This is a genomic window from Neobacillus niacini, from assembly GCF_031457145.1.
Taxonomy (GTDB): Bacteria; Bacillota; Bacilli; order Bacillales; family Cytobacillaceae; genus Neobacillus; species Neobacillus niacini_J.
In genome coordinates this window covers 493142-509270 of record NZ_JAVDVZ010000001.1, presented here as the reverse complement: position 1 = coordinate 509270, position 16129 = coordinate 493142, and the positions used below count along the sequence as shown (strand labels likewise).

Here is a 16129-nt window from a genome sequence, read left to right as displayed (position 1 = left end):
TATTTTCGGGCACAATCATACTATCATTATCTTATTCATGAGCAAGCACCGCACCAAGCCCCTTATAAATCTCAACAATTTCCTCCACTCTCATTCTAACCAGCCCGCTCGATGATGGAGCGACAAAGTCAATCGTGCCTGGAACGAGCGCTTCCTCCTGCCTCCCCCATGGAACCTTTTTCAATCCGCTATATTCCTGGTAAACTCCCTTACCCACAAAACAGACCACTCGCGGCTTCAACTGCTCGATCTTTTTCCTGAGAATTTCTTGTCCTTCTTTATATTCTTCCTTTGTAATCTCATCCGCTGCTTTCGTCGGTCTAGCTACAATATTAGTAATCCCCATGCCTAGCTCTAACAACTTAGCGTCTTCAGCTGCGTCAAATTTTCGAGGAGTCAATCCTGCTTCATGTAAGATTCGCCAAAACCGGTTGTTGGGATTAGCAAAATGATGTCCCGTTTCACTGGAACGAATACTAGGATTAAATCCGACAAAGAGAATTTTTAAATTCTCTTTTATATGATCATTTACTGGTTTCAACATATAACAAACCTCAATTCATAAAATATTTCTCATTCTATACTACTAAACTACCTACTTTTTTCATAATGACTCATCTATCCCATATGAGGTTATCGCAGTAGCTAATATACCAACAATGGATACGACTAACAACGAATATAGTAATCTAGGTTCCTGAAGAAGTAAGAGACTCGACATTATTATCACAGTATCAATGGCATATCCAATGATTCCAACATTAATCTTTGTCCATTTTGCAAGTAATAATGCGAGAAGATCCATCCCCCCTGGACTTATGTGGTTCCTAAGCATCGTCCCTACTCCAATACCAATGATGGATCCTCCAATAATCACCGAACTAATAATCGGTAAATGAAATACATCCCTTAGTGGCACCAAGAATTCAATCATGAAACCAGAAAAAATAGCCCCAATTAATCCGTATAAAAAATAATGAAAGTCTGATTTATATGCTAATAGGTAAACAGGAATATTCAAAAATACAAAGGTTAAACCAATATTTAATTGCCACAGATAATTAAACACGATACTAATCCCAAACATACCGCCATTAATTAAATGGAATGGCAATATAAATCCGTTAACCCCGATGCCGATCATCGTACTTCCGAATCCGATTACAGCCAATTTCTTCAGCATGCTATCATCCCTTGTCCAAAATTCTATATAACCACTTATATGTTTGTACAAGGGAGTTCATTCACAACAAAAAGAACGGAGAATAGACCTCCGTTCCTTACGCTGTTACGATTCTTTTTGATTTTCGGACATGTTTGTAAAAGGAAACCATAACCGTTAAACAAGGTAGAAGCCATAAAAATAGTGCATAGGGCAAATAATCCAAGATAGGAATTCCGACAATCGTGCTGCACATGATTGCCAGCACACTCCATGGCACCATTCCAGGAAATAGCATTGTCGTATCCCCCATCACTCTAGCCAATTCCTCTTTCCCATATTTACTTGTCCAATGAGGCAAGAAGGACCTGCCCGTGAGGATTATCGGGAGCGTTTGATTAGCCGCAATTAAACTAATTAATAGAGTAGCAAGGAATGTTTTTAACGTGTCACCTGTTAAGGAAGTTGAATTTTGCAGCCATTTATCCAAATAAGGCTGGATGACATTCAGCTCCTCTATCAGACCATTATAGGCACCAGCCAAGGCTAGAAACAGCAATAGTTCGTACATATGAATGAAGCCTCCGCCGAGACCATCAATCCCATACCATAATGCCCGCACTATATCCGAAACTCCGGATCCCTCCATCATCGTAATGATAGCAGCCGCTAGTATACTAGATAGGAAGGCATAAAGTATGCTCATTCTAAACACAACGATTAGCAGCAAAACAATCGGTGGAATAAACTTTATCAAGGAAAGCTCATTCCAATGCAACGATTCTACATGATTCATTTTGGGTTCCGTAAAGTAGTCAAATGCCCCGTAGAACAGCAAAGAGATACCTACAGCCATTACCGTCGTGAATAACATCGCATTCCATTGTTTCTTCACTGGTAATTCTATTGTATGAGCTAAGAGCTGATGTGCACTAGAAAATGGAGAAGTTCGATCTCCAACAAACGCACCTGAAACCAATGCACCTGCTACCACCTCAGTTGGCAGGTTCAGCACTGTAGCTGTCCCTAAGATAGGTATACCAATTGCACTAAGTGTTCCAACTGTGGTACCCAATAGCATCGAAAACACCATGGAGACTATAAACGTTAAAACAAAAAAATAATCAGGATTAATCAAATAAAGGGCAATTTTCACCATTTGATTAATCGTCCCAGACAAATACCAGGATGGAAGTAAAAAACTAACCAGGAATAGAATGAAAATAACAATTCTCGTCTTATATACGCCTCTCATGCTAACTTGGAAAATTTGTTTAAACGATTGCTTTTTTCGTTTTGAAAGAAATATGAGTATTATATAGCCTGGCAGAAACCCGATGACTAGCGGTTGAGAAAAAAGAACCGACCAACATACACCTGCTAGAGTAACTGCCAGAAGGAAAATTAATTGCTTCACTGAGAATCTTTCCATTACATACCAACCTTATTTTTAATATACCTTATTATAATGAATGCAGTATCTTACGAAAAGCAAAATAAATAGAGCCGTGCTTTCAACGGCTCCAAACAAATTAGAACGTGTTAAAAATATTTTGACACTCTTCAGTTGAGTGTTGACGATGTAAGGTCATACCACTTCATCTAATTGTCTGTATAATTGATCCCTTTCGCCTTCCATTCCTTCTAATTCTGCATAATATTTCTGAAGTGTCTCTATATCCATTACACTTTCCATCTTCTTATTCAAAGAGTGGATTTTGGATTCAAGCTCTTCAAGCTTTTGCTCGATATCCACCACCTGAACAGAAACCTTCGCAGCTTGAGGCTTTTCAACCTTTTTTTGTGGCATTCTTTCTGGTTCTGCAGCCTGCACTACCTCTACCGTACTCAACTTTCCTTTTGCCCAGTCATAATTCCCATCAAAGAAGTGAATAGTCCCATCCTGAAGCCAATAAATTTTATTAAACAATTTATTGAGAAAATAACGGTCGTGTGAAACAGCAAGTATCGTACCATTAAATTGTTCTAATGCCTCTTCTAACACCTCACACGAATCAATATCAAGGTGGTTCGTCGGTTCATCAAGGATTAAAAGATTAATATCCTGATACATGAGCTGTGCAAGGCGTAATCGCATTCTTTCCCCCCCGCTCAATTGATTAACCTTTCGGAAAACCGCTGGTCCGTAAAATAAAAACCGCGCTAAAATATGTCGTGCTTCCCCTTCATTTACTGTTACTTCTGAACGGAAAATATCGATTACACTTTCATTACCAATTGTATTAAAAACATGTTGTGATAAATAACCAACCTTAACATTACTTCCAACCTTAACTGTACCTTGATCACTTTCACATTCGCGAAGAATCATTTTTAGTAAGGTTGATTTCCCCGTTCCGTTTTCACCAACAATCGCTGCCCGATTCTTGTACTGAACAAGCATATTTACTTTTTCAAAAAGCGTCCGGCTGCCAAAGCTTTTCGAGACATCCTCAAGCTTGATGACATCTTTTCCGCTCCGATCATTGGCTTCAAAATCAATCGCCATTTTCTTTACATCCAGCTTCGGACGATCAAGTTTTTCTATTCGGTCGAGTGCCCTCTGCATATTCGTTGCCCGTTTATGAAGTGCGGCGCTTGGCGGATTGGCGCGATTGGCCCAATCACGAAGGCGTTTTATCGCTTCCTTCATTTTTTTGATTTTTCGCTGCTGCTCCTGGTACTCCTGGAATTCTCGTAACAATCGCTCTTCCTTCTCTTTCAAAAAGCCGCTAAAATTTGCATGGTACAGCTCGATTTCCCCATCTTCCATATCGAGTACCTTCGTCACGACCTCATCTAAAAAGTAGCGATCATGGGAAATCAAAATTATTGTGCCTGAATATTCCTTAAGGAAGGTTCCTAGCCACTCAATCGCCATTAAGTCTAAGTGGTTCGTCGGTTCATCTAATAACAGAAGTTCAGGCTTCTTTAGTAAGCTTAACGCCAGACCAACCTTTGTCTTTTCACCACCGCTTAAAAGTGAAAAAGGTTTATCAATTAGGTCTGTTATCTTTAAACCATGTGAAACACGGTCCATTTGTGCATCCATTTCATACCCGCCGTTTAGGATGAAATCATCCTGCAGCTTTCCATATTGATTCATTAACCTATCTAAATCAGTAGGGGTAAGCTCTTGCCCCATCTCTACCTCTAATTGCTGAAGTTTTGTTTCTGTCTCAACTAATTGTTCGAATGCTGTCTTTAGGACTTCTTTGACTGTTAAATCCCTATAATCAGGAATTTGGGCAAGATAGCCAATTTTCAGCCCCTTTTTCCAATGTATGGCTCCAGCGTCAACACTTTCTTGATTGGCAAGCAATTTTAACAAAGTGGTTTTCCCGCTGCCGTTTCGTCCAACCAAGCCCACTCGATTCCCTTCATGGACCTCAAAAGATAAATCTTCAAAAATAATATTTCCACCAAAAGATTTTGCGATATGATTAACACTACATACGATCATGTTCATTCTCCTTTTTGAACACTCTCTTTACATAAAAAAGCAGGCATCTATAGATACCCGCTCCTCGAAAAATGGCATGAAAAAAGAGTGCTAAAAATGCACCCTCTTTTAACCTATTTTTATAATGGGTAAAGAGATGTGTTATCGTTCTATATTCAATTTGCAGTTTTGAAAAAAGGACAGACTACCCCCTTTGACAACTACATCATGAAAAATCGCACGGCACAAATATAGCGCTTCTAGCCACTGTACACGTACAAAAATAGAACCAACCATCTCTTTACACCTCCGTTTCACTTCAAGATACTATTATTGTAATTATTTCTTGTAAACATTGCAAGCCCATTATATCTGACTTATCGAAAGGTTTGAAATCTAATATTCGTTTTTTTAATGAATATACTTTTTCCTACCACCAAATCGTCTTCTATAGACAAACTTCCTAATATCCTCGTCTTTTATTTTTCCATCATAAGCTGCAAACAATAAGGACTGGAGATCCCGATAGTGTTCCATGACAAAAAGGGCAAACAGCTTCCGTTCGCCCTTTGCCTGTTTTATAAATTCCTCATCGCTGAGTATTTCTTGAATCTGTTGTCGATAAAATCCCAATGTATCTTCCCATTTATTCTTTCGATTCTCCAAAATGTCGCGCGCGTACTCAGGCAATTTTTCAATCACCAAATCCATATAACCTTGAGACCACATAATCATTTTGTCTTTTTCCGGAAGCTCCATGACCATTTTCATCAGTTCGATATCGTCTACATCTTCACTTGCTGCATATCTTCCGACCTGATTCACCATTGTCACCTCTTAATGAAGAATTATCCAACGACACTTTCAAGAGAATTTTCAATATCATAATCCTTTTTCTTATCTTCTAGCCAAATGGAGTACTCAGATTCCATTTTTTGATCAATCAGTGTTTGCTTTATAGCTGCTTTACTATCATCATAATTTGCTTCTTTTGCTTCCTTTTTTTCTTCTACTTTAATAATATGATACCCATAATCAGACTTTACTGGCTCACTAATTTCATTAATCGGTAGAGCAAAGGCTACATCCTCAAATTCTGTTACCATGGTACCTTTAGGGAAAAAGCCAAGCTTACCGCCATTTCCCTTTGAACCCTCATCTGTTGAATATTCCTTTGCTAATTCAGCAAAATCCGCTCCATCGGACAACTTTTGTTTGACTTCTTTTGCAGTCGCTTCATCTTCCACAAGGATATGGCTTGCATTTACTTGTTCTGCTTCACCCAATGAATCCTTATTCTCATCAAAATATGTTTTTAAGTCATCATCGGTTATCTCGATTTGAGGTTCAAGCAGTTTACGTAAAGTTAGATAATTTTTCAAATCCTCTTTTAATTCATCAACGGTTGTATTATTAGCTTCCAACATTTGATTAAAAACATCTTCGCCGCCATATGATTCTTTTAATTTATCCACTTCTTTAGTCAACTCTGCATCTGAAATATTGACCTTTTGTTTTTTTGCTTCTAAGGCAACGATTTTATCGGAGATCATATGCTCGACAGTTGCTGCACCATACTGATTTACCATTTCATCGTAAAGCTCGTCTTTACTGATGGATTCACCGTCTATTTTGGCAATGGCTTTATCCTTTGTTAGCGCTAAGCTTAGAAAAACACTCATCGCGAGAATAAGTACCACGATGGTAATAAGTAATTTTTTATTTTTTTCGATAAAAGTCATTCTTTTGCTCCCTTTGATTATTTCGCTAGCTTAACGTTTACACTGGTAAGCTTACCGTCACGATAGACTTCAAATTTAATTTCATCGCCAATTTTTACTTCTGAGTACAAGAATTTTCTTAAATCTGAGGCGTTTGCGATTTTGGTTCCATTCATGGAAACAATCACATCCTGTGCTCTTAATCCACCATTACCAGCAGCAGAGTTAGGTTCAACAGCGGTAATCATTACCCCTTCTTTTACGCTATCCGGAAGGTTCTCCCAGTATAATTGGGGCACCTCCGTTAAATCTGAAAGCCCAATTCCAAGATAAGGTCTCTCTACTTTTCCGTTTTCAATTAATTGATTGACAATCGGAATGAGATCGTTACTTGGAATCGCAAATCCTAATCCCTCGACGCCGCTGTTAGCAATTTTCAAGCTATTGATTCCAATAACTAAACCTTCAGGGTTAATTAATGCACCGCCGCTATTTCCAGGATTGATGGCTGCGTCTGTTTGGATAACATTGGTTTCCCAATTTCCCGCTGAGGTAGAAACATCAATACTCCTGTTTACCGCACTGATGATACCTTGGGTAACTGTTCTTGAGAATTCTAGTCCGAGCGGGTTCCCAATCGCATAAACTTCATCCCCAGGTCGAAGTGTGGATGAATCACCAAACTGGGCGGTAGCTTCAACGTTTTTACTATCAATTTTCAAAACGGCCAAATCAGTTAAAGCATCTGTTCCAACAACTTCTGCATTTACCTTTTCACCGTTAAATAACGATACCTCAAGCTTTGTGGCACCCTCTACGACGTGGTTGTTGGTAACGATGTAGGCAATGTCATTTTTTTTCTGAAAAATAACCCCTGTACCCATACCACTTTCAACATCCTGAGATGTACTACTTCCATAAAAGCTTCTGCTTTGACGCTGCTGGTAATTGACAATCCCAACAATTGTTTTGGACAGGTGCTCAACCGTGTCAGCAATCGATGAAGATGATTTTGCAGAGGTTGGCTGTGCTGTAACCGTATTTACCTCAGGATTTGTGTTCTGTATGGGGATACCATTTGATTGACTTCCCGCATTACTAAAGTTTTCCATATAGTCGGTATAAGGAAGTATCGTTAAGGTCAATACCGAACCAACAACACCTGCTGCTACCATAGAGGCAAACCCTTTTAACTTTTTCTTCTTATTCTTTGAATTGTTTTTTAGTTCTACACGGTTCGTAGGTTGTAGGGGTTCTTCTGACCTTTCTTCGGTACTTTCTTGTGATCGTTCTTCTGATTTATCATCTTCACTTTCCTCTAACACCGTACTTTCTGGTTCACTCGTAGTAAATACTGATTGCCGTTCTCCTTCTTCCCCCTGCTGGGATTTAGTCTCATATTCTTCTGGCTTGATATCATGAACATCTGAAGCTTCATCTGATGGATGTTGGGTGTTATTTTCATTCTCTCTTTCGAATTCATCTTTGTAATTCATACTCTTTCTACTCCTTTACACTAAAATTGTGTAATTGATTACTATATCTATACTTTAGCCTACAAATATGAAAAAACTGTTAACAAACTATAACGGGATTTGGAAATATTTAAGACAAAAGTATTATTTTTAATAAAATAAAAAACAGCAGAGAATTCCTGCTGTTTACTGATTAAAAGTAATGGTAAATTTGGTCCCTTTTCCTTTTTCGCTTTGAACCTTAATTTCTCCGTTATGGAGGAGAACGAGCTGCTTTACGATGGAAAGACCTAGACCAAAAGCACCATATGGATTACTTGTCCTGGATATTTCAGCTTTGTAAAAACGCCGCCATATTTTTTCCACTTCACTTGGGTCGATGCCAATACCTGTATCTTCTACTTCAATAATCGTAGCATTCTGTTCCGTACGGCCTCTAAGCCAAATCGTGCCATCAGTCGTAAACTGGATGCTGTTCTTGGTAATATTAATTAAAATTTGGACAAGACGGTCATAGTCCGCATTGACCATCACTTCCTCGTCTGCCTCAACGATAATATGAACATTTTTCTCCTCTGCCTGTACGGACAATTGTTCTTGAATGATTTCTAACAGTTCTAACAGCTGGATATTTTCTCTATATAACTCAATTTGATTGGACCTTATTTTTTCATAATCAAGGTTTTCATTAACTAGGCGAATCAACCGCTTTGCTTCCTGACTCACTAAATTTATGCCTCGTTCTTTATCCTCTTCAGGAATCATGTCATTCTTTAATCCCTCGACGACCCCGCTAATAGTAGTTAATGGTGTTCGCATTTCATGAGAAACATCCGCCATAAATTGCCGTCTGCGATTTTCTAGGCTTTCGATTTCTTCCATCGAGTGATTTAATTTTTTCACCATATGGTTGAAATCATTGGCCAATTCACCGATTTCGTCAAAATTAGAGGACGGCACATGGACATGGTAATCTCCCGCAGAGACAAGCGATGTCGCTTCACGGAGCCGCTTTATTCGGTTGACATGGATTTTTGATAAAAGCCAGCTCAGTAAAAAGGAGACGCCTAGTGCTATCAGGATCGTATAAATTAAGAATTGATTCACTTGACGAATCATAATACTTGACCCACTGATAGGCGAGGTTAACAATATCCCACCAATAAACCTGCCACGATCTATATAAGGTAAGACAACAAAGGTAACACCCTGATCAAATCGTTTATAATCACTTTGGACGATAATCTTTGTTCCATTTTTAATCTTCTCCCACTCAGATGGGTTTAACTCGATAGCTGGCCCACTTCTTCCCACAGCATAAAGATTGGCCTCTTGATCAAACATACTAAAACTTATTTTTCTTGATCGTAAAACATTACTATATTGATTGATAATTTGCTCCGAGAGAACAGGATTACGGTCAATATCAGAAATAATCGCTTCTCCATAGGAGATCAATTCATCTGCTTTAGTTTCATACACCAAATTTCCAACATAATGTGCAAATAAAAGGCTTAAAACAAGGAAAGCCACAATGATGATACTAATATGGCTGATAAATTGTTGAGAAATATAGTTAATTCTTATCTGTCTGAGCCGATTCATCAAATTTATAACCTACTCCCCATACAGTGTGGAAGAATGGCTGCGCAGTGGTTTCTACCTTTTTCCGCAGTCGCTTAATGTGAACATCTACTGTCCGTTCATCACCGTAAAATTGATATCCCCAAACCCTTTCTAAGAGCTGTTCTCTAGAAAATACCTGTCGAGGATGTTCGACCATATAATATAAAAGATCGAACTCTTTTGGCGTAAGGTTTGTTACAGGAGTCCCATCCACAAGGACTTCCCGAGTATTTTTACTTATTTTAAAATGTTCCGTCTGAAGGAAATCATCCTGCTGATTATGAACTTGTGTTTGGTACCTGCGTGTGACCGCCTTAATTCTCGCCATAAGAGTAAGTGGGCTAAATGGCTTCGTCACATAATCATCTGCTCCCATTTCAAGTCCAAGTACTTGGTCTGATTCTGTATCTTTCGCCGTCAGCATGATAATCGGCACCGTATGTTTCTCTTCTCTAATTTTCCGGCAAATACTTACTCCGTCCATACCAGGAAGCATCCAATCGACAATCAAGGCGTCCCACGTTCCTGTTTTGAACGTGTTGTACCCTTCAAGACCATCATTTACAAAGGTCCCTTCAATTCCTTCTTTTGCAAAAAACATCTCAATCATCGAACAAACACTTGTATTATCTTCAATCACGAGTATTTTCAAAATACCTTCATCTCCTAGCAAAAAGCTCTTCTTTTCTTAATTTTATAGCATTTTTTTTACATATCAACTATACCGCAAAATCTTCCCGGGGATTTAATAGTTTGTTCATGGTTTGTTAATATTCTTCATGAAAAAGAGGTCTGAAAAATAAATCTTAAATAATATTAATAAAAATAGAAATAAATGTTGCACTAATTCGACTAATTTATGAGTATAAAATCGGAGGAAAAATGGAGTTGAACAACTGATGATTAGCGACAAAATTTCGGAGTGGTTTTCCTTGTACAACAAAGATATATACCATTTCTTAGTTTATTACATCGGTTCAAGTGATGTAGAAGATCTGGTGCAGGAAGTTTTTATCCGAGCAATTAAAGGCTTTGATACTTATCAGAAAAGATCAAGTCCTAAAACCTGGCTTTTCTCGATTGCTCGTCATGTGGGGATAGATGAAATGAGAAAAAGGAAGCGGTTAAGGTTGAAACAAATGATTTGGTTCTGGGATGAGAAGACATATAAGGAAACACCAGAGGAAATTCTCCAACTCAATGAAAATAACAGGTTGCTTTATCAAGCAATCCACTCTTTAAAAGTCAATTATCGAGATGTAATCATCCTTAGAGGGATTAAAGAACTCTCTGTCTCTGAAACTGCCTCCATATTAAATTGGAATGAAAATAAGGTTCGAATCACCTATCACCGTGCTTTAAAGACACTACAAAAAAGTATAGGAGGATTTTCTCTATGAAAGATAATGAGAAATTTTATGATTTAGAGAGAAAAATTCGATCATTACCAGGGCCTGATTATGATAAACAGTTTACTAAAGATACCCAAGATATCATTCATGAAAACCTATTACAATTTGCAAGTTCATTTGATAAGCAGAAAAAGAGGGCTGCATTAATGAAAAAGATTTCAATAGGTTTAGCAAGTGTTGCTGCCTTCGTGCTATTCGCCATTGTTACTGTTCCGATAATTAAGGATAGTCCATCAAGTTCTGATTCAAATAAACCAGGGCAACAAAGTAATGGACATACTACAATAGATGAAAACAAAGACAAAGAGGAAATTAATCCAAAGCAAACTGAAATTCTTTATGAAAATACAGAATATGGATTTACCTTTACGTTACCAACAAGTTGGGATCATTATCAGATTGTATCAGATTCTTGGGAGGGTATTTCTATTGATCAACAACAAATTGAAAATGGTCAAATCCTATTAATTAGACATCCTGAATGGACGGAGGAAAAACCGAGACAAGATATTCCAATTATGATTTTTACTCACGATCAATGGTCCACACTTGAAAAGGGGGAATTTCATATTGGTACAGCTCCTATTGGTCCAACAATGCTGGGACAAAATAATGAATATATTTTCGCACTTCCAGCTAGATATAACTTTGCATTTCTAGAGGGGTATGAAGAAGTAGAAATCATTATAGCAAACAATCCAATTCAACCGAAAAATGTAGAATAGCTCAGTTTGACTGGGCTATTTTATTTTTGCAAACCAAAAGCACTGCAACAGGTTGCAGTGCCAGTTGATATCCATTTAACTTACAGATAGTTGTTTTATGGTTTATGAAGGAAAACGGACCCCGTTTGGAAAATCTAGATCTCTTTTGTATTTTCCGCTATCCGCCAGTATTTCTCGCTATCCACAACTAATTTCCGTTATCCGCAACTAATGCACTATTATTTAATTAGCCAGCCGCCATCTACCAACAAATCGGAACCTGTCATATAGGAAGCCTCACTTGAAGCTGCAAAGACAATTACGTTGGCGATTTCCTCCGGTCTTCCCACTCTCTGTAGAGCAGTATTTCGTTGAATCGCCCGAACAAATTTATCGTTTTGAAGCCCTTGTTCAATTAAAGCGGTTTCAGCAAAACCCGGTGAAACGGAATTCACGCGAATGCCATAAGAGGATAATTCTAAAGCGAGCGACCTCGTAAAATTGATGACACCTGCTTTTGCTGCACTGTAATGCGGTATTTCTGCTCCAGCCTGATGGGCCGATAGAGACGCCACATTGACAATCGCACGATCACGGTTTTCACGCTTCGCCCCCTCTGTCATTATTTTTCCGAGAGCTTGTGAAACTAGAAAGATACTTTTCAAATTAACATCGATCACATAATCCCATTCATTTTCTGTCATCCCTAAAATGCTGCTGTTGGTAGAACCACCGGCATTATTAACTAAAATATGCAAATCCCCAAATTGCTCATTTACATAGTCTGCAAGTTCTCTGACATCCTCTGAATCTGTTACGTCTGCTGCGAAAATTTCTGCACGAGGAATTTTATTGATTTGGTTGATTTCATTCGCTGTTTCCTCAAGCTTTGCTTTTGTCCTGCCAACGAGAATGACTTTTGCCCCTTCGCTTGCAAGACGAGCAGCCGTTGCCTTCCCAATGCCACTTCCCGCTCCTGTTACCAATGCAATCGTTTCTTGGAACCTCATCATTTTTCTCCTCTCCTTTTACAACTCTCCAGCAGCAACCATGCCTGCATAATCAATTAACATTAACATTTTTGCTTTATAGTTAAAATTCGCGAACCGAAGATCATTGGTTTGCTCCTTCTTTTTATTATCGTAGCGATGAAGCCTCGCACCACCTCAATAATTCTAAAAATTCAGTTATTTAATTACATACTAACTTGATAGTAAGTGACTATTGAAGGAGGGTTTACATGAAAACAATACCCTCCACTATTTTTTAATTTGATTGAATTCCTTCTAAAATCATTTCAACAAATATTTTCGCTACTTCCAGATCAGTAGAAGTGCCATTTGGTTTAAACCATTGATAGCTCCAATTAGTAGCTCCAAGAATAGCAAAGGTAATGATATGGGCATTTAAATTAGCCTTAAACTCTCCCTTTTCGATTCCGTCATTTAGTAATTTTTCAATATTCAAGCGGAATTCATCTCGCTTCGGGACAATTAAAGCAAGCCGTTCTTCATTTAAATTTTTCATTTCCCTAAAGAAGATATTTGCTGCAGAACCTTGTTTCTTTATATTTTTGATTAGCATATAAACAATTTCAAATAGTTTTTCTTTACAGCTGTTATTGTTCTCTAAAATCTTACTTTGTTGTTCAAGTAAGTAATTAATGTATCCAAGATGAATGTCCATTAATAGTTCTTCTTTACTAGAAAAATAATAGTAAAAAGTCCCTTTGGTTACACCGATCGAATCCACAATATCCTGAATGGACGTTTCCTTAAAACCCTGTTTTTCAAACAGTTGGATACTATGTTCAGTTATTTTGTCTTTCACCGCATATGTCCTCGCAATCTTAAAATGTGTAAGGAAATTATACCATACTCCTTTCTTGCTCACTTGTGGACAATTTTGCAAAATAGTTGAATTTCTTCCTATTTTTTTACGGTTTCCTCTCGTTAATAACCCCTTGGCTAGACATCGGTCTGCCAAAGGCTTCGCGTCTTTAAATGCGCTTACATAAAAATTCAAACTTGCAGCACCAGTTAACCTTTTGCAATGCGTTAGGGACATCACACTACCAATTTTCTTGCTCGTTTAAATGTTGCTCATATACTATTTCATTTGGGTTTACATGCTGTTCCATGAAGTTAGTCAGCTTTGCCTGTAACTCTTTCACTTAGCAGAATATAAAAATTCCATTCACTCCATCCCTATTACATACTAACCAGTTGGTATGCAGCAGCTATTATTATAATACCCCCAAACATTAAATATTCAAATTAATTTCTAAATATTCTAACAAATATTTATTTCCTTCAGAAAAATTAATATCTCCTTATTCCCTGTTTTTGCTTATTCATTACTTCATATGACTTTTCGATTATATCCGTCAAAACATCACCTTTGTATACTCGACCTAATTTGAGATTTTCTTGATAGTATTCAACAATTTCATCTAGTTTGTCTGAGGTTTCTTTTGTAATCCTTACATTTAATTGTATTCTTCCATTTTCAGCCAAGGGAGACACTCCTATCATTTATATAGCAGTCTGCTAGCAAATTGTATAATTCGTATTATTACTTGATTATATACTATTATTCTACACTTTTTTCAACAAAACCTAAAAAAAGAGTGACACTTGCTGCCTATCCCCTACTACGAATATGTAAATAACTTTTTTACATAAAAATAACCACTTTGCCTCAAATTATTGTGAGGAGGATTGAAAGATATGTATTTTTTCGCATGGTTATTTAGTGGATTACTTATGATTCAACAAGTAATACCTCAAGCTAGTTTACAAATCACAAGAGATGGGAAACCAGTTTCCATTATCAATAGAGAAGAATACTCGGTCGGGGGCCAACATTATTTAATTCTGGATACCAAAAAGTATGACGACCTGTTAACACAATTAGACAAGCAGTTTTCCGTTTCTCCTAAGGATGCAAAATTGGACAAGCATGAAAATATTATTCCTGAGCAGGCTGGTTTAATTATAAATCGCCAGGCATTTACCGAAAAATTTTACACCTATTTTTTCCAAAATCGAACTGCAACCTTAGAAATTCCCATGTACCCCGTTTACCCTAAAGTTGATAGTGAACTATTAGCGGATATCCGGAGTATACGAATCGGACGTTATATCACTTCTTTTAATCCTACTAATAAGAAACGGACAACCAATATCAAGCTCGCAGTTGAAGCAATCAATAATCATGTCATCTTTCCGGGAGAAACATTTTCTTTTAATCGTGTAGTGGGAAGAAGGACTGCAGCCAAGGGCTATGAAAAGGCTAAAGTGATTGTGAGAGGTGAATATGCAGAAGATATTGGCGGCGGCATTTGCCAAGTTTCCTCAACACTATTCAATGCAGTTGATAGCGCTGGATTAAAAATCGTGCAGCGTTTTACTCACAGCAGGCATGTTCCTTATATTCCACCTGGACGTGATGCTACTGTAAGCTGGTATGGTCCTGACTTTGAATTTAAGAATATGTATAATCAACCAATCATCATCCAAGCAAGAACGATGGGGAATCTTCTAGTCATTACGCTCTTTTCTTCGGATGTCATTGAATACCAACCAAAAAAAGTTCCTTTCCCGCCATTATAAAAAGTCCGCATATACAAATGCGGACTTTTTGCTTTAACGATTTTTATCATTTTGTAATGCACTAGCCAGTAACTCTTCAGAGAACTCTGCAAGTGCTGTGTTGTTCATATTATTTAGGTTAGTTTTGGGTGTAAAGCTTTGGACTAGATGTTGAAACGGCTGTACCATATTTTTTCGTTTTCCTCTTGTTAGTCCAAAAACAGCGGCACTTATTCCAAGTCCAAGAAGAGATGCCCACATGGTTCCTCTTCTCTTTCGTTTTTTACCTACCATATTGAAAAACGGATATATCATATTTCTCATCCAAAGCACTCCTTTATCAACATTAAACGGAAAGGTGAATGACCCCTCCATTAGCTTAATCTTTACCTTTTTGATGAGAATATGATTGGAAAAGTAAAGGTAATTTGTAATTTGTATACAGATTTCAAAAAGTTAACATTAAAGCTTCTTTATCCTCACAGGGCTAATCATCAGTATGGACAAAAGAATGGTGATAAAGGCATTGCTATAAAGAAATATCCCCATACACGCCATTAATAGTCCAGCAGCCGTGATCGGCAGACCTATAAAAAAGCCTCTTGTAGGTTTTACATTAAATTTCGCCAACCGTAATGCACCCATAGTCGGGAATAGCATAAATGCTATGGTTGTGTAAACTGACGGTGGTTCTAAAGAGTAAAATAGCAGCGCTGGCGCTACACCAAGACTAACAATATCAGCTAATGAGTCCAGTTCTACACCAAATTCACTATCGATTTTTAACCTTCTAGCCAATCGTCCATCAAAAAAATCAAAGATTACCGATAAAAATATAAACATTGCTGCCATTTGTATATATCCATTCATATTAAAGGTTATGGAAAAGACACCTGATAGTAAATTACCAATGGTAAATAAATTTGGTACTGCTCTCACCAAATGGTTTATCAAGCAGATCCCCCCTTTTGTGTCTACCGTTCCATTCAAAAGT

General features: G+C 37.7%; 18 protein-coding genes. 3 read left to right on the top strand and 15 right to left on the bottom strand.

The annotated features are described in order from the left end of the window. Positions 1-31: 31 nt before the first annotated feature. The 10 genes from mug to J2Y03_RS02710 all read right to left on the bottom strand — a co-directional run bounded on the left by mug (position 32) and on the right by J2Y03_RS02710 (position 10078). A complete protein-coding gene (gene mug, locus J2Y03_RS02755) occupies positions 32-541 on the bottom strand; it encodes a G/U mismatch-specific DNA glycosylase (protein ID WP_310191342.1) in 510 nt (169 codons plus the stop codon). A 63-nt stretch (positions 542-604) separates the two neighbouring features. Next, positions 605-1183 (bottom strand): YitT family protein, encoded by a 579-nt coding sequence (locus tag J2Y03_RS02750; protein WP_310190454.1) that lies wholly within the window; start codon positions 1181-1183, stop codon positions 605-607. A 97-nt stretch (positions 1184-1280) separates the two neighbouring features. After that, a complete protein-coding gene (locus J2Y03_RS02745; protein ID WP_310190451.1) occupies positions 1281-2594 on the bottom strand; it encodes a Na+/H+ antiporter NhaC family protein in 1314 nt (437 codons plus the stop codon). A 156-nt stretch (positions 2595-2750) separates the two neighbouring features. Continuing rightward, positions 2751-4625 (bottom strand): ribosomal protection-like ABC-F family protein, encoded by a 1875-nt coding sequence (abc-f, locus tag J2Y03_RS02740; protein ID WP_310190449.1) that lies wholly within the window; start codon positions 4623-4625, stop codon positions 2751-2753. 141 nt (positions 4626-4766) lie between these two features. Then, a complete protein-coding gene (locus J2Y03_RS02735) occupies positions 4767-4901 on the bottom strand; it encodes an RAxF-45 family protein (RefSeq protein WP_310190446.1) in 135 nt (44 codons plus the stop codon). A 114-nt stretch (positions 4902-5015) separates the two neighbouring features. Beyond that, entirely contained in the window at positions 5016-5432 is a 417-nt protein-coding gene (locus tag J2Y03_RS02730; RefSeq protein WP_310190443.1) for a hypothetical protein, read from the bottom strand. A gap of 20 nt (positions 5433-5452) precedes the next feature. Next, complete coding sequence (locus tag J2Y03_RS02725) at positions 5453-6346, bottom strand: peptidylprolyl isomerase (protein WP_310190440.1); 894 nt, start codon at positions 6344-6346, stop codon at positions 5453-5455. Between the two features lie 17 nt (positions 6347-6363). Then, positions 6364-7821 (bottom strand): S1C family serine protease, encoded by a 1458-nt coding sequence (locus J2Y03_RS02720; RefSeq protein ID WP_310190437.1) that lies wholly within the window; start codon positions 7819-7821, stop codon positions 6364-6366. A 165-nt stretch (positions 7822-7986) separates the two neighbouring features. Beyond that, positions 7987-9405: a sensor histidine kinase gene (locus J2Y03_RS02715; RefSeq protein WP_132097100.1), complete on the bottom strand. Its 1419-nt coding sequence runs from the start codon at positions 9403-9405 to the stop codon at positions 7987-7989. Then, positions 9377-10078: a response regulator transcription factor gene (locus tag J2Y03_RS02710; protein ID WP_132097083.1), complete on the bottom strand. Its 702-nt coding sequence runs from the start codon at positions 10076-10078 to the stop codon at positions 9377-9379. Before J2Y03_RS02710 ends, J2Y03_RS02715 begins: the two co-directional genes overlap by 29 nt. A 247-nt stretch (positions 10079-10325) precedes the next feature. Between J2Y03_RS02710 and J2Y03_RS02705 the strand changes: the two genes are divergently transcribed. After that, positions 10326-10826 (top strand): RNA polymerase sigma factor, encoded by a 501-nt coding sequence (locus tag J2Y03_RS02705; protein ID WP_310190433.1) that lies wholly within the window; start codon positions 10326-10328, stop codon positions 10824-10826. After that, entirely contained in the window at positions 10823-11563 is a 741-nt protein-coding gene (locus J2Y03_RS02700; protein ID WP_310190430.1) for a hypothetical protein, read from the top strand. The genes J2Y03_RS02705 and J2Y03_RS02700 overlap by 4 nt, the downstream gene beginning before the upstream one ends. Before the next feature lie 218 nt (positions 11564-11781). Here J2Y03_RS02700 and J2Y03_RS02695 read toward each other — a convergent pair whose 3' ends face one another. From J2Y03_RS02695 to J2Y03_RS02685, 3 genes are all read right to left on the bottom strand, one after another. After that, positions 11782-12552: an SDR family NAD(P)-dependent oxidoreductase gene (locus tag J2Y03_RS02695; protein WP_310191339.1), complete on the bottom strand. Its 771-nt coding sequence runs from the start codon at positions 12550-12552 to the stop codon at positions 11782-11784. Between the two features lie 256 nt (positions 12553-12808). Continuing rightward, complete coding sequence (locus J2Y03_RS02690) at positions 12809-13372, bottom strand: TetR/AcrR family transcriptional regulator (RefSeq protein WP_310191336.1); 564 nt, start codon at positions 13370-13372, stop codon at positions 12809-12811. A 491-nt stretch (positions 13373-13863) separates the two neighbouring features. After that, positions 13864-14058 carry a hypothetical protein gene (locus tag J2Y03_RS02685; protein ID WP_132097079.1) on the bottom strand — a complete coding sequence of 65 codons (195 nt, stop codon included), beginning with the start codon at positions 14056-14058 and terminating at the stop codon, positions 13864-13866. A gap of 213 nt (positions 14059-14271) precedes the next feature. On the opposite strand from J2Y03_RS02685, the gene J2Y03_RS02680 reads away from it, so the two are divergent. Continuing rightward, complete coding sequence (locus J2Y03_RS02680) at positions 14272-15156, top strand: VanW family protein (protein WP_310190428.1); 885 nt, start codon at positions 14272-14274, stop codon at positions 15154-15156. Between the two features lie 33 nt (positions 15157-15189). Here J2Y03_RS02680 and J2Y03_RS02675 read toward each other — a convergent pair whose 3' ends face one another. Together J2Y03_RS02675 and pssA are read right to left on the bottom strand one after the other, a co-directional pair. After that, positions 15190-15459 (bottom strand): hypothetical protein, encoded by a 270-nt coding sequence (locus tag J2Y03_RS02675; protein WP_310190427.1) that lies wholly within the window; start codon positions 15457-15459, stop codon positions 15190-15192. A gap of 138 nt (positions 15460-15597) precedes the next feature. Beyond that, on the bottom strand, positions 15598-16089 hold the full coding sequence (pssA, locus tag J2Y03_RS02670; protein WP_310190425.1) for a CDP-diacylglycerol--serine O-phosphatidyltransferase: 492 nt from the start codon (positions 16087-16089) through the stop codon (positions 15598-15600). Positions 16090-16129: the final 40 nt, after the last annotated feature.

Coding starts and splice junctions, on each gene's coding strand:
- J2Y03_RS02735 (WP_310190446.1), bottom strand. CDS start 4,901: ATGGTTGGTTCTATTTTTGTACGTGTACAGTGGCTAGAAGCGCTATAT.
- J2Y03_RS02705 (WP_310190433.1), top strand. CDS start 10,326: ATGATTAGCGACAAAATTTCGGAGTGGTTTTCCTTGTACAACAAAGAT.
- J2Y03_RS02695 (WP_310191339.1), bottom strand. CDS start 12,552: ATGAGGTTCCAAGAAACGATTGCATTGGTAACAGGAGCGGGAAGTGGC.
- J2Y03_RS02745 (WP_310190451.1), bottom strand. CDS start 2,594: ATGGAAAGATTCTCAGTGAAGCAATTAATTTTCCTTCTGGCAGTTACT.
- J2Y03_RS02730 (WP_310190443.1), bottom strand. CDS start 5,432: ATGGTGAATCAGGTCGGAAGATATGCAGCAAGTGAAGATGTAGACGAT.
- J2Y03_RS02675 (WP_310190427.1), bottom strand. CDS start 15,459: ATGAGAAATATGATATATCCGTTTTTCAATATGGTAGGTAAAAAACGA.
- abc-f (WP_310190449.1), bottom strand. CDS start 4,625: ATGATCGTATGTAGTGTTAATCATATCGCAAAATCTTTTGGTGGAAAT.
- J2Y03_RS02725 (WP_310190440.1), bottom strand. CDS start 6,346: ATGACTTTTATCGAAAAAAATAAAAAATTACTTATTACCATCGTGGTA.
- J2Y03_RS02750 (WP_310190454.1), bottom strand. CDS start 1,183: ATGCTGAAGAAATTGGCTGTAATCGGATTCGGAAGTACGATGATCGGC.
- J2Y03_RS02715 (WP_132097100.1), bottom strand. CDS start 9,405: ATGAATCGGCTCAGACAGATAAGAATTAACTATATTTCTCAACAATTT.
- J2Y03_RS02720 (WP_310190437.1), bottom strand. CDS start 7,821: ATGAATTACAAAGATGAATTCGAAAGAGAGAATGAAAATAACACCCAA.
- J2Y03_RS02700 (WP_310190430.1), top strand. CDS start 10,823: ATGAAAGATAATGAGAAATTTTATGATTTAGAGAGAAAAATTCGATCA.
- J2Y03_RS02680 (WP_310190428.1), top strand. CDS start 14,272: ATGTATTTTTTCGCATGGTTATTTAGTGGATTACTTATGATTCAACAA.